Source organism: Paenibacillus sp. JQZ6Y-1 (genome assembly GCF_040719145.1).
Classification (GTDB): domain Bacteria; phylum Bacillota; class Bacilli; order Paenibacillales; family Paenibacillaceae; genus Saccharibacillus; species Saccharibacillus kandeliae.
In genome coordinates this window covers 200,964-221,169 of sequence record NZ_JBFDUZ010000002.1, presented here as the reverse complement: position 1 = coordinate 221,169, position 20,206 = coordinate 200,964, and the positions used below count along the sequence as shown (strand labels likewise).

The window sequence follows — 20,206 nt, the reverse complement described above, 5'->3', positions numbered from 1 at the left end:
AACTCATCCCTTCATTGCCGAAACTGTACTGTGCAACCCCAACTACACGCATCATGCTACTGCTCCCTACGCAAACGATAAATTTTGCGCGGTCGTCCGCGCACCGATTGCTGCTCCTCACCATCAATCTCGGCAAGACCAATGTAGCACAGACTGCTCATAATGCGCTGGGCGTTGCGAATCGTCATCGACAGATGCTGGGCAAGCTGAGTCGTAGTGAATCCATCCCAATTCATATGACGGGTCAGCGCTTCAATTTTCCGATAGGTTTTGACACTGATATTCGCTTCATTCAATTTTTCCAGCAACTCCGAATCCAGCGAACGTGAAGCATAGCTCCATTCGCCTTCGTCCTTGTCGATCTCCCGAATATCACCATTATCCTGCACAATCACTAGCAGCTGCTGACGGTTGTGACGAGCATGCTGAAGCGCGCGCATCGCATGATTGCTAGCGGTAAATGCCGTATCGCCATAGCCAATGCCAACCGACATCGGCATATCCGCTTCCAGCTCCATCTGCTCCACCGTCTGGCGCAGTCGCCCCAACTCGCGCTCAATCGCGCCGCGAGTACTAATCATTTGGTAACTACCTACACCGTTGTGCACCATAATGCCATCCAGTCGCTCGCACAGCTGTAAAATCCGCTGCTGCATTTTCAGCTCAGCATATTGAACGGAATAGCGACTGCCATTCCCACGCGTACTCGCTCCCAGCAGATCGGCTTCTACAATCTGCATACCAATCTGCGTATCTTTAAAATATGAACTGCGTGCCTGCTGAATGAGCAATTGTGCCGCCTGACGAATATCCTGACGCGTGATCATTAGCCGATATACTGGCATGCCATGCTTTTGCAGTTCACTATAAATAAAGTGCATACACGTCAGCGCAGCAACACTTTTCCCGCTTTTCCATAGTTCCAGATGAAACTGTACGATATGGTTCGGCTCTTCCGTCCCATCAAATATCCGTACCGGCAATCCATCCATCGGAATGCCCAACTCAGCAAACGATTCGTGTAAGTCGAGATCCTCTGAGCGAATCATATCAATGGAATATGGCTGGCTGCGTACATCCTGAGCGTTCATCATTTGTACCATCGCTTTGTAGAGCGCTGAACCAGCAGGCTTGCAATAGACCGCCAGCTCGTGCTTTTGCAAATATGGTTGTGCCACCGATAACGGAATCGGACCGGAGAAAAACCAGCCCTTTAGACCAATACGGTTGCGTTCCAGAATGTCCGGGATTTCTTGCGGATGATTATAAATGTAGGGAATAAACTGTACATCTTCTCCCATGGAGGCAGTAATCTCCAAAATATGCTCCACGGAAGGCTGCGGGCCGATCACCCCGAAACGGTATGTCATCATGCTCTCCTCCGCCAGTTTCTTTATGTCCAGCGTCTGTCCTCACTCTCGCAATTTCAGACCCTTGCTTGTTATAAAAGATCGTCCGGTCGGTTACCGGCGTATCATATTCATTATACCAAGTTCGCTGCACAAAAGAAGACTGCACCGATCTGCTTCATCGGTTTACGTATAGGCTGACATAGGAATGGATAAGCGGATGCGAGCATCCACCCCAACACTGATCTGGCATTGTTCATCATGAAAGCAGTAATGTCCTCGTCCCATTGAAAATGTGATCATCCCTCTTACAGCAGACGCTCCGCAATCCGACGGAATACGTCGATGCCAATACTCAAACTTTCCTCTTCAATATCAAAACGAGGATGATGATGCGGCATCGGATTGCTAGCACCAACGATCATATAGGTCGCTTTGCCACCATGCTCCTGTACGCGGCGCACCATATAGCTCGCATCTTCACTGCCTGTCGAATACGCCATCTCTGCTGGCACAGTATGCACGCCTGCCACGCCGCGCGCTGCTTCATTCGCCAGCTCTACCATATCGAGGTCACAGGTGATCGGAATCGCTCCCCCAGCAACTTCGATCTCGTAGGTCAACTCGTGCATACCAGCGCTGTGCTCGATAATGCGGCGTACACGCTGTTCCAGCTCACGGTTTGTTTCTTCCGATTCGGAGCGTGTTTCTACGATCATACGGGCATGTTCGGGAATAATATTGGCGGCAGTTCCGCCCTCCAATACGCCTACATTGATGCGGGTATCGCCACTGCTAAAGCGCGGAATGGCATGAATATTCAGCAGCGCTGTCGCTGCGCCGAGTAGCGCATTGTTTCCTTTTTCGGGAGTGGCTCCGGCATGGGAAGCAACACCGTGAAATTGCACCGCTAGCTTGGTTGTTGCCAGATATCCCTGCGTCCCACCATGTACCTGCCCTGTTGGCACATCGCAGCCAAGATGAGCGCAGAATAGATAATCTACATCGTCCAGCATTCCCTTTTCGACCATCGCATACGCACCGCGTACGCCTTCCTCGGCAGGCTGGAAAATCAGCTTGAGCGTACCTTTCAACTTCTGCTTGGACAGTGCTTCGGCAACGCCCAGTCCAATTGTCGTATGCCCATCATGCGCACATGCGTGCATATTTCCAACAAATTGTGAAATAAATCCTTGTGCCTGCGGCACATGCTGCGAATCACTGCTTTCCTTGATCGGCAGTGCATCCATATCAAAACGAAACGCTAGTGTCGGTCCCGGCTCACTGCCGCGCAAAATACCAACAACGCCCGTATATCCACCCTTCATCTTTTCGGCAATCTGCGGATTAGCTCCATTCTGGATCGCACGCTCATAGGCGCTATCCAGCACTTCCTCGGATGGCAAGCCACGACGCGAAGGTCCATCAATGGCATCTCGCCCATACACAACCTCGTATCCGAACGACTGCAATGTTTCCACGACACGAGTTGCCGTGCGAAATTCGGTAAATCCAAGTTCAGGGTGCCGGTGCAAATCACGGCGCATTTCGATAATATCCAACATGTTGTTCATCTCCTGTGATGGTTGTAGGTAACACAGCATCGCCCAGCATATCTATAGATACAGAGCGATGCGGATAGATGCAGATCATAGATTGACGATGATAGTTTGAAGCAGCTCATGGTCTATAGAAATGGACAGTTAGCCTTCTAGCTTCGGATATACACCCGGTCCGATTGGTAATCCCAGTATATACCAGACAACTAACAACAGCGACCAGACGACGAGGAATACAATCGGATACGGCAGCACTAGCGAGTAATACGTGCCTAGCTTGGCATCCTTCCGGTATCGCTGTAGGAAGCCGAGGAATAGCGGCAAGAATGGCGACATTGGTGCAAATGGGATCACCGACGAGTCCGCTACCCGGAAAATCATCTGCGCGAATGCCGGATGGTATCCAAGCAGCATGAACATCGGTACAAATACTGGTGCCAGAATCGACCAGATCGCAGACCCACTAGCAATGAACATGCAGAGCAGCGCAGATAAGAACATCAGACCGAGAAAGGCTGGGACGCCTGTCATATTTGTTTTTTCTAGCAAATCAGTCAGACCGAGTGCCATAAACTTGCCCATATTGCTCCAATTGAAGAAAGCGACGAACTGCGCCAGCGGAAACACCATAACGATAAAGCCAGCCATGCCCTTCATCGGATCGGTTAATAGACGCGGCAGATCATTTTGATTCGTAATCTGGCGTGTTGCCAGCCCATAAGCAATCGCTGCAACGAAGAATAGGAAAATGATAATCGGCACAATACCCGACATGAACGGTGACGGCACAATCGTACCCAGCTCTGGATCACGCAAAATGGCATTGGATGGCAGAATCATCAGCGCTAACACAATCAGTGATACCAGCACTGCAATGCCACTGACGATCAGACCTTTATTTTGCTGCGACGTAAGAGCTTCCAGCTGATGGTCGCCATCTCCATCAGACGGTCTGTATGCAGGCAAGCGGGGTTCGACGAATTTGTCAGTGACAATCCCACCAGTAATGGTCAGCACGATAACCGACACCGCCATAAAGAACCAGTTGTCCAGCACACTGACGCTTGCTGCCGGATTGATCGCAGCTGCCGCTTCAGTACTAATGCCCGATAGCAGCACATCCGTTGTGACGATCAGCAGATTCGCCGTAAACCCGGAGCCGACACCAGCGATTGCCGCCATCAAGCCAGCTACTGGATGACGTCCGACTGCGAGGAAGATCAGTGCACCGAGCGGCGGCATAATGACAAGCGCTGCATCGGAGGATACGTGACTGAAGAAGGCAATAAACAGCACCATATAACTGGCATAACGAGCACGAACTTTGGATGCCATTTTCAGCATCAGTGCTTGCAGCAGACCCACCTTCTCGGCAAGACCTGCACCCAGTACAAGCGCCAGAATAGAGCCAAGCGGCTTGAAGCCGCTAAAGTTCGCAATAATATTAGGCAGAATCCACTGGATACCTTCCTTGCTGAGCAGATTTTTGACAGTGACCTGCTCGCCATTGGTCGGATCAGTTACCGAAATATGCAGCCATGACAATACCGCCGTTGCCAGCATCAGAATGACGATCAGATACACAAATAACAAAAACGGATTCGGGATCTTGTTACCGATCCGCTCCACCATCCCAAACAACCCCGTATTCCCAGACTGCTGCTTTACCGTTACGCCATTAAATCCACTCACTGACCTTCCCCCTAATTTAAGACCTATTAGCGATAATTTCGTTTAATTGATTATAGGGAAAGCCAATTGATCTTCGCAATAGATATGTGAGGTTTTTTTACAAAAATATTCGAAAAACGTTATAAATATTCATTTTAGATGTGATCAATATTTTTATTCAGTATCAACCTTATTTATGTAAGCGTTATTATTATGTAAACAGAAAAGCCTGACATCTATATTCAGAGATAATCTCCGTTCTGATGTCAGGCTTTGTACATTTTTACGTATGCAGCTTTATGTTGTAATATACGTTTGATGGGCTTCTTGGAAACAGCTATCCATTAACCGCGGCGTTTGCGTGCTGCGGTGATCCATGCGCCTACAGCGGCAATCAGTGCTACAATGGCAACAACCAGCGTCGTCGTTTGCAGACCTGTATTCGCTGCTGGTGCAGCTGTGCCTGTCATTGTACCAGCAGTCGTGCTGTCAGTCGCTGTTGTGCCGCTTGCTGCACTCTCGCTGCCTGTTGCACTATTGTCGGTTGTCGTTTCAGTACCAGTAGACGTTGACGAATCTTCTGGTGTTGTTTCCGTACCGGAGGTACCTGCACTATCATGCCCGTGATCGGCTGTTGCAGCAGGAGTTGCGCCATCTTTGCTTACGACTGTGATCGAGTGCGGCGAATCACTTCCTTCCGCGCCCGTCCATTCTACAATACTGCCATCACTGTAATACTGGTACGCATCCCATGCAAGATCGCTATCCTGCTCCGGGTTTTGACCGACAAAGACGAACTGCTGGAATTGACCATCCTCAATACCGCCGCTTTCCGCTTCCCATGTAACCGTGGATACTTCACCCGCATCATTTTTCTCTGTCGTTACCTTCCAGCCCGGTACAGGCTGATATTGCTTGAAGGACAGATTTTCCGGTACTTTCAACGTGACCTTGGTAGTCGGAATGTCTTTCTCCGAAGGCACTTTGAGCGTATAGGTTTCCCATGCGCCAGTTGCCGAGGTTGCTGGTTTCACCGTGACGTGCGCACTCGCGATTCCGCTGAATACTAACATACCTGCGAAGGTAGCCGCTGCACCTGTCGTTATGATTCGTGTCCACAACGTGTTCTTTTTCATCTGTACATATCCCCTTTATCGTATATGGTAAAATGTTTGCTGCCTTCGATATTCATTCCGCTTCTGTTCTACTAACAATCATTACGAACCCGGTACCTTCAGTGTAAATTTCGTTTCTACCGTTTTCAGCGACTTCGTTAGAATGCGCATATCGACATTCCAGCTACCATTCATGCTGATCATGCCCTGCGTTTCGTATACGCCATCCTTGCCATCCTTCGCGGTAATCGTAATATTGGTCGGTGCCATCGCCATATCCAGATGCTGCAATTGTAGCGTAATTTGCTCTACATTGACCGGCTTGCCTTGCTGATCCTTCACCGTAACAGTAAAGGTATTCATCCCCATCTGACTTGGCGGCACCTTCAGACTAATATCATAACCGTCTACCTGCTGTACCTGTGTCTGTACGCCTCGCGGTGCGCCACTGTTGCCAAGTGGTGCTGCATAAGGCGACAGATGAACAAGAATCGCCGCCAGCACTAGAATTACGAAGCCGGTCAGCACTTCCCAGACCATATCCTTGCCGATCTCGCCTTCCTGCTTGCGTCCTTTGATATAGTTCATACCGCCAAACGCCGCCATGACGAGGAACAGCAGCATTTTGGACAATAGCGTTAAGCCATATCCCGTATTAAACAAAGCACTCAATGTCGGTAAATACAGCAAGCTGCCATAAATCCCTGTCACTAGCAGTGCAGCCACGGAACCGATCGCCCACCATGAGAAGCGGCGAACAATGCCCCAGTACAATGCTTGGCGCTGCTCACCCTCACTGCCGTTCACAATGCGCGGCAGGAATAGAGCCAGTGCCAGCAATGCACCACTCCAGATCAAGGCGGACAACAGATGGATATAATCTGCTGCAACTGCCAGTACCGCATACTGCTCGGCAAATGCATGACCGTCAAAGGCTTTTGCCAGCGACCCCAATGCCACGAGCACAAAGGCGATCATACCAAGCAGATTGCGAACGTTTTGCGATAATCCGCGTAGCGATTGCACACATACGCTGATCAGCACAATAACAGCAGCGATTGTCTGCCATATCCATACTTTGCCGAAGATCGTTCCGTTAAAGGTATCGCTTAATTGCCCACCAATTGCCGATAGCGGTACATCTGCTGCCCACGATATGCGCAGCGGCAGCTGAGCCAGCAGTGCAATCAATGCCAGTAGCGCTCCACCGATCAGTAACAAGCGATACCGCGGCTCGTTCATCCACGCCGTTTGCTGACGATAGGCTGGCGGCAGCAGGAATAGCGACAGACAGAGCAAACCGAGCACAATCGCCTGCGCCGCATATTGCAGCCAGCGTGCCACGATCAGCAACGGACTGAGCGGCTTACTATCATCCAGTGATACCTGTGTCGCTTCCTTTAGCGATTTGCCTGCGCCATCGCCAATCTGGAATACAATGACACCTTCCACAGGATGCCCGTCACCAGAGATGGCTTTCCATGAGAGGGTATACACATCGTCTGGCAGCGTCTGCGACACATCTGCCAGCATGGTCGTGCCATCCTTTTCATCGACCCTCGCGGTAATACCGTCTAGCGTCTTCCCCTCCGAGTTCATTAATGTCATACCGTAGTATGCCCGCTGAATATCCTCGTTAAATTGAATCTTGAACTGCTTGGGCGACTCCGTTAGCACATCATTTTGCGCTGGTATCGATTGTGTTACCGACGCATGCGCCGATGCCTGATGCGGAAAAGCCACACTCAGCATCAAGAGCACCATAGCCAGTAGCCCTGCTCCGATCATCTGCCAATGACGCGAGAATGCAGCACCGTACTGCATATGCTCCCTGTTCTTGCTTGTTATCTTCGTGTATCGATTCGTATCATCCGAAATGATTGCTCACCTGCTTTATCATTGAAGTCATGTCCTGCTGCATTATTACCTGTACGGGTGACATGCCAATCAGGATAGCGAATAGAAAATAGCGCAATCTGCCGTCTTTTTCATCCACTGTCATCGTTCGGTCATACCTCTATTGTATGATACAAAGAACACAGACATCTGAAAATGACTAGAAGGGGCTATAAAATCCATCTTTTCCGTTTAAATTTGAATGAATTATGGACGATGCTGCCGATCCGATGCCAATCCCTGCTCTAGCGCATACCGAGTCAGCTGTACCCGATTCTCTAGCTGCAGCTTTTGTAAAATATTTTTAAGATGATTTTTGACCGTTTGCTCCGAAATATTCAGTTCAGCAGCAATCTCGCGATTCGTCATTCCCGACGATACCCATTGCAAAATCTCCCGCTCCCGCCGAGTCAATGTATCCGCCGCCGGATCACTGCGCGTCTTGCCAAACGGGAACTCCTGCAAAATGCGCAGGGCAACCTCCTGACTCATCCCCTCCTGATCGGAAGCTACACTACGGAGGTATTCAAGCCATGTGGATGGCGGTAGACTTTTCAGCAGATACCCCTGCGCCCCCTGCTTGATCGCCTCGAACAGATGGGCCGCATCATCCGATACGGTCATCATAATAATCTTCACATATGGAAAGCGCAGCTTGATCAGCCGCGTCGTCTCCAATCCGTCCATCCCTTTCATCGAAATGTCCATCAAAATCAGATCCGGCATCCATTTCTCCGTAAAATCCAGCGCCTCCTGCCCGCTTGCCGCTGTACCGACAATATCGAACAACGGATCTTCCGATAAAATCACACTGGTCGCTTCGCGTGCATGGGCATGATCATCCACAATCAATACGCGTACTTTATCCATGCTGCCCGCCCCCTTTCAATACGAATCGTGTCCGCTCATGTATCCGTGCAAAATCAAAGCTCCAGCCACGCTGCTGCGCACGCTCTGCTGTAATGCGCAACCCAAACCGTCCGGGCTGCTCTAGATCGTTATGCACATAACCGCTGCCATCATCTTCCACTGCAATCTCCCAGCCATGCCCATTCATACTACCAACGATACGCGCGCTACGAGCATGAGCATGCTTATGAATATTGAGCAGCGCCTCCCGCAAACAAGCAAGCAACTCCGCCTGCTCAGATGGAGAAAATAACTCATCATCCAGCTGCCAGTCCACATCCACCTTGACCCCAGCAAGCGGCACCATCGCTTGAATGCGTGCTTGCAGGGATGAAGTCTGCACTCCCTCCTCACGCGGCGCCTGCTTCAAGTCGGCAATCGCCTGCCGCACATCATGATTCGCCTCGCTAACCGTACGGCTAAGATCATTCAACAGCTGCATCACCTCTGGCTGATCAAAGCGACGACGCGCCTGATCCAAGCGCACACCGAGCAAAAACAGCGATTGTGCCACTCCATCATGCAATTCGCCAGCAAGTTGCTGCCGCTCCTCCAACTTCCCCTTAGCGATCCGCTCCTGATCCAGCGCTGCCCGTGTATGCTCTAGCATCTGAAACAGTCCACGCAGCACCGTAATACTGACGATATAAATAATCAGCGGGGATAGCCAATTCCCTGCTTCCATGGATAAATAGGGCATTAACCATTGATGACGCAAATATTCCCATAATCCAATCGTTACCGTCGGAAGAAACAGAATCATCCATTTGATTCGTTGATACGACATGATATTCTCCTTTGATAATTTCAATTATTGTGAAAATTTTAACAAAGTATTCATATTTCAAAAAAATTTTAATAAATATAGCCAAATCATTTGCATTTCGTTATCCGTATGCTTACAATGAGAAAGAAGATGTGATAATGATTATCATTCCTGATTGCTTGATAACAGAGTGATAATATTACGATAACATAATGTGTACCACATGTCCGTTGGATCAACAAGATAAGGATTTACCACAACTCAGATGCAGCGCCAATCGGTGCATGACAAAGGAGACGGAACCTCGATGAACGTAATGACCCAGAAAACTTCACTTCAAATAGACGATTATTTGGATATGCTTAATCTGGCTGTTCACATCGGCGACCAGAAGTGGCAAAAGGAAATCATCCGCAAGCTGGCTTACATGAAAAAGTGCGCCACGGTTTCCCGCAGCCGTTACTAGGCATTCTTCCTACACACATACATCCTGTACAACAGGAAGCTCTTATATGAAATAAAACCGACCTCTATTGCGAAGTCGGTTTTTTTGTATACGTTTTGGATGTATGATTAGGATCATTGACTGCCTGATGAGACTGCTGATCACATCAACATAAAGATACAAGAAATCCCGGTGTGCCTCACTCACACCGGGATTTTGCTGTTGCTTTTGATAGGATATGCCTTATTGCTTATACATTGATCAACATTACAGCAGTGCTTCGATATCCTGTTCCATATCATATGGATCGGTTGTGGATTCAAAGCGCTTCACGACAGTTCCGTCGCGTCCAACGAGGAATTTGGTAAAGTTCCATTTGATCGAATTGCCGTGCAGGTATTCTGGGTGACGCTCATGCAGCAGTGGCAGCAGAATTTTGGCTACGGAGTGAGTGGTGTCAAAGCCTTCAAACGGCTTGCTGTCTGCCAGATACGTGAACAACGGATGCGCATGACGATCGCGTACATCGACCTTTTGGAACATCGGGAAGGATACGCCATAGTTCAATGTACAGAACGCATTGATGCGGTCGTTACCATCTGGCTCTTGATCTGCAAACTGGTTCGACGGGAAGCCCAGAATAACAAAGCCTTTTTCGGAATAACGCTCATACAGACGCTGTAAATCTTCGTATTGGAACGTGAATCCGCATTGACTCGCTGTATTGACGATCAGAACCACCTTGTCACGATAATCCTCCAACGAAATATCCTTGCCATTCATCGCTTTTGCCGAAAATTGATAAATACTCATATAGTTAAAGTCGCTCCCTTGTTTACAATAATATGACGTGTTATATCATTGTACCCAAAGTATTAATGGAATGAAACTATAGAACTATAAAAAAGTCGTATTTCGTCGAAATTTTACATTGCGTTAATAAAAAAGTCCTAACCAACCTTGAAATAAGGTATATTTTAATTTTTATGGAAATAAATGATATTTCGTCAAAAGTGACATATGTATACAAAGCAAAGGACTGCCGATAATAATGATACGACAGTCCCTTAGTCTTCTATAGGTAGCGCTATAGCTGCTTACTGGTGTTTTTGCTCTGTAGGCTGCTGCTTATCGCTGCCGTCATACGCGGGATCGTTCATAAACGGCTTATTAACGTAGTAGTACATCATCGCCATAAATACCGAACCACCGATCAGATTACCGATTGTGACAGGCACTAGATTATGCACAACGCCAGCAAAATTAATCGTAGCGGGGTGATCGACCACCAGCGCAATCGCAAAGGTACACATATTGGCGATACTGTGCTCATACCCGGAAATAAAGAAGCAAAATACGAACAGCATCATACAAAACAGCTTGGCGACTTCGTTTTTTAGCCCCATCGGGATAAAGAACGCCAGACAGACGAGCCAGTTACACAGGATCGCGCGGAAAAAGAGCTGCGACGTTGGCGCTTGCATCTTATGCTCTACTACCCCGAGTAGAAACCCGTTCACCGAATGATCCGCGTACAATCCCGTCAAATAGATCAGTAGCGCGAATGCACAGGCACCGAGAATATTACCGATATAACTCGTTACCCATAGCCTGACTACCTGTAGCCACTTCAGCTTATGCACTAGCGCAGCGTACGAGTAATAAAACGTATCGCCCGTAAACAAATCCCCACCGCCTAGTGAGATCAGGATAATGGCTGCGCCAAACGTGAGCGCCGCCATCGGATACGCTGCCGGAGATTCCACCGCATAAAAGAAATTTCCTGTTTTGAAGGCTACAATAACGCCAAACCCGATAAACATGCTTGCCAGCATAGACCGGGAAAGATAGCGCAACTTGCTCTGCTTGTAGATCGAATGCTTTTCCAATGCGAGTTTCTCAACCTGCTTTAGCGTATGGACTTCCACTATGCCACCTCCATCATTTCGGTCAATAACCGATTGCTTCGTCTGCCAGCTACCCATACAGTGGCTAATCTCCGTGCTTTACCTTTCGCCTATCCTATTCTGAAACCCTGCTTCACTGTGTAAAACGTAGAGTCAGCTGTTATGTACTATATACCTCGTTTACGCTCTCTATACACGCTACCTTTCCTTTCCTATTCAGTAGGAAGTTGGTTAGCAATATAGTGTATAGGTCAAAAATCATAGGAATAAGTTCCTAATATTCGATTTTTTACGACAAAAGTTATAAATTCTATTCATTTTGAAAATGGTACTGCCGAAATAGTATTACACACAACGAAAGTCACAAATTGGACACATCATTTTCAGTAAACAAGGTTCAAAGTGATTTCTGACTTTGACCATGATTATATATAGGTAGAAAGGGTATATTTTCACAAGAGCAAAAAAAGATATAAAAAAATCAACATATTTAAGCTAAATTTAATGAACAATTTGTGAAAATGTGCTAATGTAAATTTACAATCAAAACTTCGAGGTGAATGATCATGACAAACCAAAACAAAGTAATGCAACTGCGCGAAATGATTCCACAAGATCAACAAGGAATTACACGTTATGTTGAACACGCCCTGCAATCGATCGACGAACTGGTTGAAAAACACCGTCAATATAATGCTTCCCTGGCAATCTACGGCGAAAGAATTAACGGCAACGAAGAACGCGTATACCGTGATACCATTTCCGAGATCAAAGCACAGCTGATCGAAACACTGGAAAGAACCGTTGAAGACTTCATGCACGTTGGCGACAAAAATTGGATCAAAAACTACAAAGACGGTATTAAATAAGTATTCTCTCTGCCACATTTCTACACCATGAATATTACAGACAGATATATGCTACGTAACGATTGTATTTGCTTAGCATTGCTTGGTACCAACGGATAAGTGTTATGGACAGATGCTATATCTTCCGCTAAGACTTGCCTGTCGTTCCACCTACTATTATGAAAAACCCGCAGCTGATTCGCTGCGGGTTTTTGTTTGTACTATTTGGGATATCCCTATACATACGGCTTAATAATACGGTGCCATCATCAAATACACGATAACGCCGGTGAAGCTAACATACAACCAGATCGGCATCGTCCAGCGGACGATTTTTTTGTGCTTCTGCACCTGCATTGTCCAGCCCCATACGAGCGCGAACAGCGCCAGCGGTACAACAACAGCTGCTAGGAAGCTGTGCGTGATCAGAATGAAGAAGTAGATCGGACGAATGATACCTTGACCACCATAACGTGCCGTTTCAGGCGATAGATAATGGAAGCTCAGGTAGGTAACCAGAAACAGCAGTGTACTGGAGAAGGCTGCCAGAATAAAGCCACGGTGAAGTTTAATATTTTTTTTCATAATAGCGATCAGTGCCGCTACGAGAAAGATAAAGGTAAAGCTGTTAAAAATCGCATTCATGCGCGGCATAATCGTCACGTCAAAATCCAATGTTCCTTTGTAACCAATTCCCGGTGCAAAAAACAGCAGCAGGATAATAATGTTGGCAACAACAGATACGGTAATGATTAATCCCGCAAAGTTTCTATTGGTTGTCGGCTTGAAATCGCCCGTTTGTGTCCCTTTGCCCATGTGTTTGCTCCCATCTTTACAATTCAGACTCAGGATTCGGTGCATCCTCAATGTACATTATATTTTAAATATTGGACACGAACCAAGCCTTTTGGTGACAACAGTTTGAACGTTTTGCGGTTGTCGTCTGATTTAGTTGTCCTTACGCCAAATATCATGATATTCTTCATGGCGTTTGAACTGCGCCAGCGCGTATGAACATGCCGGAACGATTGTCTTGCCCTGCTCGCGCGCAATATCGACGACACGCTTCACCAATTCCTCACCCACATGCTGACCGCGTAGCTCCTCGGATACAAAGGTATGGTCAATAATGAGCGACTGATCATCATACGGACTAAAGCCGATTTCCGCTTTCGGCTCGCCGTCGATTTCCATGACAAGACCTTTTTCATTTTCTACGATGTTTTGCATGATTTTCTCTCCTTTATGCTCACGATAATTGCCAAAACGGCCTATCCATTTATCCCCGTACACCTCGCTATCGAAACAATACTCAATTGCAAAATACAGCCAAAGCTACAAATTTCGATTCTTTCTCTATCCTTTACCGAGAAAAAGTTTCAACATTTGATCAAATTTATTACTTTTTCCCTATTACCATAATCAGTAGGATGACGAAATATATTATATATAATGGATTAAAATGGGGGTATTATACATGAAATGGTTCCTTAATTGGAATACATCGACCAAGATCATTTCTGCTTTTCTCGTCGTCATCGCCATCATGATTGCCTTTGGCGTATATAGTTTGCAAAACCTGCAAAAAAGTAATTCACAAACGGATACGGTATATAACAAAAACCTAGTATCCATTCAAACGTTGTCCGGCGTACAAATTTATTACCAGCGTATCCGCGTCAATATGCGCGATCTGAATCTGAACAACACCTCTGCTGATCCTAGCGTAAAATCAGGATATTTGAGCAAAATCAATGATTTGAAGCAAAGCATCAGTGAGAATATGGCCAAATATCGTCCGCTCGCTACAACAGCAGCCGAGCAGCAAGCACTGGCCAAGTTTGACGATACCTACAATCAATACCTCACTTATTTGGATCAGGCTATCAAGCTGGCACAAGTGCAGGGCGATGCCGGACGTGCAGCCTTTGTGGATTTCAAAGATAATACATTGAAGCCTACAGGTGACGGCGCGTCGGATCATATCGATGAGTTGATCAGCATTAATGATCAGCTTGCTGGTCAGGCGAATCTGGATGCGATGTCCAGTTACAGTGATACTCGTCAGCTTACTATCATCATTCTAGTTGCTATTACATTGTTCAGCATTTTGCTAGGTTATCTGATCGCACGTACGATCTCTAAACCTCTGCAAAAATTATCCGCACTGATCGACCGTTTTGCAGATGGTGATCTGAGCGGTCAATCCGATATCCGCAGCAAAGATGAAGTTGGACGCTTGGCTCATTCGTTTAATCGGATGGCTGATAATTTGCGCGGTCTGATCTCACAAATCTCCATGTCTGCTCAGAGCGTAGCAGCCTCCTCCCAAGAAATCTCCGCGACTACCGAAGAAATTGCCAACACGAGTACCAATCAGGCGGAATCCGCCAGCAATATTACCGAGCTGTTTGAAGATTTATCATCTGCCATTAATTCCGTTGCTCGTAGTGCAAGTGAAGCAGCTGAATTGTCTAACGATACTGCTAGTATGGCACATCAAGGCGGTCAGGTATTGAACGATGCGATGGTCAGCATGCAGCATGTGAATGACGCGATTCACCGACTGGAACAGGATTCACAACGGATCGGTGAGATTATTGATGTAATCGACGAAATTTCCGATCAAACGAATCTGCTAGCGCTAAATGCCGCGATCGAAGCTGCACGCGCAGGTGAACAAGGCAAAGGCTTTGCCGTCGTTGCCGACGAAGTACGCAAGCTGGCAGAACGAAGCATGGACGCAACCAAACAGATTACCGGCATCATCAAAGTCATGCAGCAAAATACACGCGACAGTGTAACTTCGTTTGCCCAAAATAACAAATTAGCAGACGAAACCGGTGAAGCTTTCCAAAAAATCATCCAAATGGTGAATGATTCTGCGATGAAGGTAAGCGAAATCGCCGCTGCCTGTGAAGAAGAATCCGCACAAGCGAACGAGGTTATGATCTCGGTCGAATCGATTGCTGCTGCTAGTCAGGAATCGGCTGCCGCTGCTGAAGAAACTGCCGCATCCTCCCAATCGCTAGCACATTTGGCAGAAGAATTGAACGATTCGGTTTCGCGTTTCAAAGTATAATGCTATCTTCTCTATCGATAACTGGATCATTGAATATCAAACAGCCTGTCGTCTACTGCTTCTTGCAGTGAACGACAGGCTGTTTCTTTTCCATATCTATACTTGGGATTCACTATTAAGCTACGCAGATGGACAGGGAGCAGATAATAATCATTAGCTTAGGGCTGCTGTCCACCCTGATACATCGTCTCATCCTGCTTCAATTCATCCCGCTGACGATGCTCTGCTGCTAGTATATCCGACGCATTATCCTGCGGCTTGTAGCCGATCTCCTGCTCCAAATACGCAATATCATAATAGTTGTCGGTATTGGCAGAGGTGCCATACAGATTCATATACTTGCGATCATCATCTGCTTCGATACATCGCTGCATCAACTGGATCATATCGCGCTCCGAGATCCAGATATGCATGGAGCGCTCAGAATGCGGACGATCATCACCGGGGAAGTTGCCAATCCGCACATTGAAGGACGACAATCCATACCGGTCAGCATACCAGCGCCCCAGCAATTCAATATAACATTTGCTCAATCCATAGATGCTGTCAGGGCGATACGGGTCATGCACATCCACCTCTTCACCGACTTGATAAAATCCAGTCGCATGATTGGAGCTGGCAAAGATCACACACCGTACCTGATGCTTTCTCGCCGCTTCGTAGATATGATAAGCACCGCCCACATTGACAGGCAACGCCACACCGAGAAAGTCATCCTCATCCTTTTTCCAAGCGATATGCAAAATCGTATCAATGCCGGGCATCATATCGTCTAACTGCTGCGCATCCGTAATATCAAGCTGACGAATACCTGCCTCCTCGTCCGCTTCCACATCGGTAGCGATCACATCATAATCCTGCCGTAAACCAGCATACAGAACACTGCCAATAACGCCATGTGCACCGGTGATTAGTAGTTTGCGTTTCATCCTACTCCTCCTCTATTCAAGCTGGTGAAGATGAACAGCACTTTCCTTTAACACACGTTCCACTTCCTGCAATCGTAGCGGTTTGCTAATAAAGTCCTGCATGCCTGCATTCAGGCACATTTCCTTATCGGTATTGCGGGCAAAAGCGGTAGATGCCACGATAATTGGCTGCTCCTGCTCTGGAAGACGGCTACGTATCTCGCGCGTTGCCTCGATGCCATCCAGCTCCGGCATTTGCACATCCATAAAGATGAGATCATACGGACGTGTCAATGCTGCTACTACAGCTTCATGTCCGTTATAAGCCACATCTGGCGTATAGCCATATTTGCGCAGCATCTCGCGTAGTAACTTCTGATTCACTGGATGATCCTCAGCAATCAGAATGCGCAGCGATCCATATTTGCCATCTATATGATCGCTATGTTCCGTTTTGCCCGCGTCCTGCTCCGGGACTGGTTCGACCGCGTATTCCTCTGTTAAATATTGCGCGGGCAGGATAAAGCGGAATGTCGCTCCACGACCTTCCTCGCTATCCACACTGATTGAACCACCCATCAGTTCAATCAATTTTTTACAAATCGCCAGCCCTAGACCTGTACCGCCGTACTTACGGTTAATCGACGGATGCAGCTGGGAGAACGATTGGAATAGCAGATTCTGCTTATCGCTAGAAATACCAATCCCCGTATCACTGACTTCAAATTCAAGCACACATTCGCTGGAACGCTGCTCCAATTGTCGTACAGATAGGCTCACACTGCCGCTATCGGTAAATTTGATCGCATTACTGATCAGATTCACCAGCACCTGACGCAGTCGTGAAGCATCTCCGATAATAGTTGACGGCACGTGTTCGCCCGTCTGGTACGTGAGATCGATTCCTTTTTCCGCTGCTCGAGCGGCGAACAGATCGAACACACTATCTAGCAGCGAACCGAGATGAATCGGTGCGTGATCCAGCATCATTTTGCCCGCTTCGATCCGACTGAAATCTAGAATCTCGTTCAAAATATGCAGCAGTGCATCACTGCTATCGCGTACAATCTCGATATAGCTGCGCTGCTCCTCATCCAGATTCGTATCTGCCAGCAAGCCGGTCATCCCGATAATCCCATTCATGGGCGTGCGAATCTCGTGGCTCATAATCGCTAGGAACTCAGACTTGGCGCGGTCTGCGCGCTCTGCCATTTCCTTGGCACGAATAATCTGTTTCTCGTTTGTAATATCGTTGAATACCACAACCGCTCCTTTACGCTGTCCACGATCCCAGATTGGCGTGATGCGGTAGGAGACGAGAACGCTAGTGCCATCCTTACGCAGAAATACCGCTTCCTGCTCCTCATAGGAATGACCTTCGCGTAGTGCCTGCTCAATTGGATGATCCTGTGGCAAATAGCTAGTACCATCCGCATGCGTTAACTGGAACATTTCCAGTAGCGGTTTCCCCGCCAATTCGTGCGTACTAAAGCCTAGCATTCGCGTTGCTGCCGGATTGATAAAGGTAGTACGTCCCTCATTATCCAGACCGAAGATGCCTTCGGAAACGGAGTTGAGGATCAACGTATATTCATTACTAAGCTTCTCGATCTGCTCCAGATGCCGCTTCATCTCGGTAATATCAGTGGCAATACCGTATACTCCGACAATTTGCTCATCGACCACAATCGGAAGATTAACCACACTGACGAAACGATTCTCACCGCCCTTGACGATCACCTGCGATTCATACGATTGTGGCTCCCCTTGGAGTGCGCGTTCAAAATGCTCTACTGTGTCATACACATTCTCCGGTGCAACAAAGCATTCGAAGGAGCGTCCGATCAGCTCGTCTTCGGTACGACCAACTAGATTTTCCATCTCCGCATTGATCGTCGTATAGCGCCCCTGCGTATCAAATGAGAATACGCTTGCTGGATTATAGTCAAACAGCGAGCGATACCGCTGTTCACTTTCCTGAATCAGCTGCGCCGCATGACGACGCTCCTGAATATCGCGAGCAATGCTGAGTAGCTGTTGAACCTGCCCCGCTTCATTTTCGATAAATCGCCCAGATGCCTCTAACCATACATAGCCACCGGACTTGTGACGATGGCGGTATGTGACTGGCTTCGGCTGCTCCGCTGCGGCATAGATGCTCATATACTGCTGCACCGCTGCCCAATCCTCAGGATGTACATACTGCTCAATTGCCTTACCTGTTAATTCCTCACGCGTATAACCGAGCAGGGTATAACATGCCGGAGAACAATATAGGTAGATGCCTTCCTCTACCGACAAGCGGCTGATAAAATCCAGCGATTGCTCAGAAATAAGGCGATACTGACGTTCGCTCTCCTTGAGTCGTTCTTCCATCTGAATACGGGATGTCGCATCTTGAGTCATCCCGATAATCTGGATTGCTTTTCCTTCATGATCGGTATCCACATTCCAATGAGACTGCAAATATAGAATGCTCTCATCGGGTAGTACAATGCGATATACGCACTCGCCCGGATGACGGGTAGCAATGGAATGTTGTAACGCATTTACTAGCTGCTCACGATCAGCCGGATGCACCAGTTGAAAGACACGATCCGCAGAATTCTCAGGTCCCGTGAATAGAAATGGAAACAATTCCTGCGCTTGATGACTCGCGCTCAATATCCCTCTAGGCAGATCCCAATCCCATGAAGCGATACGAGCAATTCGTTGAGCTTCGTGCAAGCTGTCCTCGTACTTTTTGCGATCGTTCACATTACGTCCGATGCCCAGAACCTGCATCACATGCCCTTCCTCATCCCGTACCACCTGAAAAGAAATCTCAAACCACAGAAAATGTCCATGTTTGTGCTTTAACCGACGGGTCACCGTTCCCTGATCCAGATATGCTTGCCCACTAGCAATCATATGCCTCGCATCCTCTGGGTGATAAAATTGCATACGGTTTTGCCCGACCATCTCCTCTGGTTTGTATCCAAGCACGCCATAGAAAGAGTCAGAGACATATCGCAGCGTTCCGTCTGAACTGCTATAGGAGACAAGGTCTTTGGAATTTTCGGTGATCAGACGATAGATTTCTCGATCGGATGCAGACATGCGCACCTGCTCCTGTAACGTTTGTAACGGATGAAATTGAGCGATATACGCTGTCGCTTCCCCGTGCGAATCACGCAATACCGATACTTCGACCCCGATCCGAAGCATATGTCCTTGCATGTGACGCATATGTCGCTCCGTGCAATACATATCACCCTGTACAGCTTCTGTCTCTTTTGCAATCGTTATATACAAATCGCTGGACGCGCCATCCGTAACCACTAGCTGCGACTCGCCAAGCTGCAGCAGTTGTGCTTCCTCATAGCCAAGCAATTGGCACAAGGCAGGATTGACACTGCTCCACGTCCCATCCTGCGGTGCAATCACTGCCATACCAACGGAAGCGGTCCGGTATATATGTTCGTACAGCATCTCATCACGCCCTGATTGGTTAATCATCTTACTCCCCTCCCAAATACCACCACTAGCCACTGGTCTGCATCTATCCATCTTAGTTGTTTATGTCCAATTATGAAATCGCTATCTTTTACAATGAATATCTTGTCTACGCGGTCTATTTCGGCGTGCATACGCTACAGCCGTCCGTCTTCCTATAAAAAGAATGATATACTGCAAATTACCCTTTAAACAGATAACCGAATAGTGACATTTCCATATGGAATAAAATATACATATGTAGAGACTGCTCGTT

Annotated in this window: 16 protein-coding genes; 3 read left to right on the top strand and 13 right to left on the bottom strand. The window is 47.6% G+C overall.

Translation table 11 applies throughout. The annotated features are described in order from the left end of the window. Window positions 1-56 precede the first annotated feature (56 nt). The 7 genes from ABXR35_RS14755 to ABXR35_RS14725 all read right to left on the bottom strand — a co-directional run bounded on the left by ABXR35_RS14755 (window position 57) and on the right by ABXR35_RS14725 (window position 9,286). Window positions 57-1,373 carry a GTP cyclohydrolase IIa gene (locus ABXR35_RS14755; RefSeq protein ID WP_367061973.1) on the bottom strand — a complete coding sequence of 439 codons (1,317 nt, stop codon included), beginning with the start codon at window positions 1,371-1,373 and terminating at the stop codon, window positions 57-59. A 284-nt stretch (window positions 1,374-1,657) separates the two neighbouring features. Beyond that, window positions 1,658-2,914 (bottom strand): amidohydrolase, encoded by a 1,257-nt coding sequence (locus ABXR35_RS14750; protein ID WP_367061970.1) that lies wholly within the window; start codon window positions 2,912-2,914, stop codon window positions 1,658-1,660. A 138-nt stretch (window positions 2,915-3,052) separates the two neighbouring features. Then, entirely contained in the window at window positions 3,053-4,600 is a 1,548-nt protein-coding gene (abgT, locus tag ABXR35_RS14745) for a p-aminobenzoyl-glutamate transporter (RefSeq protein WP_367061967.1), read from the bottom strand. Window positions 4,601-4,923: 323 nt separating this feature from the next. After that, entirely contained in the window at window positions 4,924-5,715 is a 792-nt protein-coding gene (locus ABXR35_RS14740; RefSeq protein WP_367061964.1) for a YcnI family copper-binding membrane protein, read from the bottom strand. 81 nt (window positions 5,716-5,796) lie between these two features. Further along, window positions 5,797-7,518 carry a copper resistance CopC/CopD family protein gene (locus ABXR35_RS14735; protein ID WP_367061962.1) on the bottom strand — a complete coding sequence of 574 codons (1,722 nt, stop codon included), beginning with the start codon at window positions 7,516-7,518 and terminating at the stop codon, window positions 5,797-5,799. A gap of 279 nt (window positions 7,519-7,797) precedes the next feature. Continuing rightward, a complete protein-coding gene (locus ABXR35_RS14730; protein WP_367061959.1) occupies window positions 7,798-8,460 on the bottom strand; it encodes a response regulator in 663 nt (220 codons plus the stop codon). Beyond that, window positions 8,453-9,286, bottom strand: coding sequence for a sensor histidine kinase (locus ABXR35_RS14725; RefSeq protein ID WP_367061956.1), 834 nt, complete (start codon window positions 9,284-9,286; stop codon window positions 8,453-8,455). Before ABXR35_RS14725 ends, ABXR35_RS14730 begins: the two co-directional genes overlap by 8 nt. A 286-nt stretch (window positions 9,287-9,572) precedes the next feature. Between ABXR35_RS14725 and ABXR35_RS14720 the strand changes: the two genes are divergently transcribed. Beyond that, window positions 9,573-9,731 (top strand): hypothetical protein, encoded by a 159-nt coding sequence (locus ABXR35_RS14720; RefSeq protein ID WP_367061953.1) that lies wholly within the window; start codon window positions 9,573-9,575, stop codon window positions 9,729-9,731. A gap of 246 nt (window positions 9,732-9,977) precedes the next feature. Here the strand turns inward: ABXR35_RS14720 and ABXR35_RS14715 are convergent, their stop codons facing one another. Continuing rightward, on the bottom strand, window positions 9,978-10,523 hold the full coding sequence (locus ABXR35_RS14715) for a glutathione peroxidase (RefSeq protein WP_367061950.1): 546 nt from the start codon (window positions 10,521-10,523) through the stop codon (window positions 9,978-9,980). A 284-nt stretch (window positions 10,524-10,807) separates the two neighbouring features. Next, on the bottom strand, window positions 10,808-11,638 hold the full coding sequence (locus ABXR35_RS14710; RefSeq protein ID WP_367062797.1) for a formate/nitrite transporter family protein: 831 nt from the start codon (window positions 11,636-11,638) through the stop codon (window positions 10,808-10,810). A 545-nt stretch (window positions 11,639-12,183) separates the two neighbouring features. Between ABXR35_RS14710 and ABXR35_RS14705 the strand changes: the two genes are divergently transcribed. Further along, window positions 12,184-12,486 (top strand): hypothetical protein, encoded by a 303-nt coding sequence (locus ABXR35_RS14705; RefSeq protein ID WP_367061947.1) that lies wholly within the window; start codon window positions 12,184-12,186, stop codon window positions 12,484-12,486. Window positions 12,487-12,714: 228 nt separating this feature from the next. Here ABXR35_RS14705 and ABXR35_RS14700 read toward each other — a convergent pair whose 3' ends face one another. Both ABXR35_RS14700 and ABXR35_RS14695 read right to left on the bottom strand, forming a co-directional pair. Next, window positions 12,715-13,281: a DUF420 domain-containing protein gene (locus ABXR35_RS14700; RefSeq protein WP_367061945.1), complete on the bottom strand. Its 567-nt coding sequence runs from the start codon at window positions 13,279-13,281 to the stop codon at window positions 12,715-12,717. A 132-nt stretch (window positions 13,282-13,413) separates the two neighbouring features. Continuing rightward, window positions 13,414-13,695 carry a GNAT family N-acetyltransferase gene (locus tag ABXR35_RS14695; RefSeq protein ID WP_367061942.1) on the bottom strand — a complete coding sequence of 94 codons (282 nt, stop codon included), beginning with the start codon at window positions 13,693-13,695 and terminating at the stop codon, window positions 13,414-13,416. Window positions 13,696-13,942: 247 nt separating this feature from the next. Between ABXR35_RS14695 and ABXR35_RS14690 the strand changes: the two genes are divergently transcribed. Continuing rightward, window positions 13,943-15,547 (top strand): methyl-accepting chemotaxis protein, encoded by a 1,605-nt coding sequence (locus ABXR35_RS14690; RefSeq protein ID WP_367061939.1) that lies wholly within the window; start codon window positions 13,943-13,945, stop codon window positions 15,545-15,547. Window positions 15,548-15,705: 158 nt separating this feature from the next. On the opposite strand, the gene ABXR35_RS14685 is transcribed toward ABXR35_RS14690, so the two are convergent. Together ABXR35_RS14685 and ABXR35_RS14680 are read right to left on the bottom strand one after the other, a co-directional pair. Further along, window positions 15,706-16,476: an NAD-dependent epimerase/dehydratase family protein gene (locus ABXR35_RS14685; protein ID WP_367061936.1), complete on the bottom strand. Its 771-nt coding sequence runs from the start codon at window positions 16,474-16,476 to the stop codon at window positions 15,706-15,708. A gap of 12 nt (window positions 16,477-16,488) precedes the next feature. Then, on the bottom strand, window positions 16,489-19,953 hold the full coding sequence (locus tag ABXR35_RS14680; RefSeq protein ID WP_367061933.1) for a PAS domain S-box protein: 3,465 nt from the start codon (window positions 19,951-19,953) through the stop codon (window positions 16,489-16,491). Window positions 19,954-20,206 lie beyond the last annotated feature (253 nt).

Bases quoted from the DNA above. Each gene is read 5' to 3' on its own strand.
- ABXR35_RS14755 (WP_367061973.1), bottom strand. From the start codon at position 1,373: ATGATGACATACCGTTTCGGGGTGATCGGCCCGCAGCCTTCCGTGGAG.
- ABXR35_RS14750 (WP_367061970.1), bottom strand. From the start codon at position 2,914: ATGTTGGATATTATCGAAATGCGCCGTGATTTGCACCGGCACCCTGAA.
- ABXR35_RS14740 (WP_367061964.1), bottom strand. From the start codon at position 5,715: ATGAAAAAGAACACGTTGTGGACACGAATCATAACGACAGGTGCAGCG.
- ABXR35_RS14735 (WP_367061962.1), bottom strand. From the start codon at position 7,518: ATGCAGTACGGTGCTGCATTCTCGCGTCATTGGCAGATGATCGGAGCA.
- ABXR35_RS14730 (WP_367061959.1), bottom strand. From the start codon at position 8,460: ATGGATAAAGTACGCGTATTGATTGTGGATGATCATGCCCATGCACGC.
- ABXR35_RS14725 (WP_367061956.1), bottom strand. From the start codon at position 9,286: ATGTCGTATCAACGAATCAAATGGATGATTCTGTTTCTTCCGACGGTA.
- ABXR35_RS14720 (WP_367061953.1), top strand. From the start codon at position 9,573: ATGAACGTAATGACCCAGAAAACTTCACTTCAAATAGACGATTATTTG.
- ABXR35_RS14715 (WP_367061950.1), bottom strand. From the start codon at position 10,523: ATGAGTATTTATCAATTTTCGGCAAAAGCGATGAATGGCAAGGATATT.
- ABXR35_RS14705 (WP_367061947.1), top strand. From the start codon at position 12,184: ATGACAAACCAAAACAAAGTAATGCAACTGCGCGAAATGATTCCACAA.
- ABXR35_RS14700 (WP_367061945.1), bottom strand. From the start codon at position 13,281: ATGGGCAAAGGGACACAAACGGGCGATTTCAAGCCGACAACCAATAGA.
- ABXR35_RS14695 (WP_367061942.1), bottom strand. From the start codon at position 13,695: ATGCAAAACATCGTAGAAAATGAAAAAGGTCTTGTCATGGAAATCGAC.
- ABXR35_RS14690 (WP_367061939.1), top strand. From the start codon at position 13,943: ATGAAATGGTTCCTTAATTGGAATACATCGACCAAGATCATTTCTGCT.
- ABXR35_RS14685 (WP_367061936.1), bottom strand. From the start codon at position 16,476: ATGAAACGCAAACTACTAATCACCGGTGCACATGGCGTTATTGGCAGT.
- ABXR35_RS14680 (WP_367061933.1), bottom strand. From the start codon at position 19,953: ATGATTAACCAATCAGGGCGTGATGAGATGCTGTACGAACATATATAC.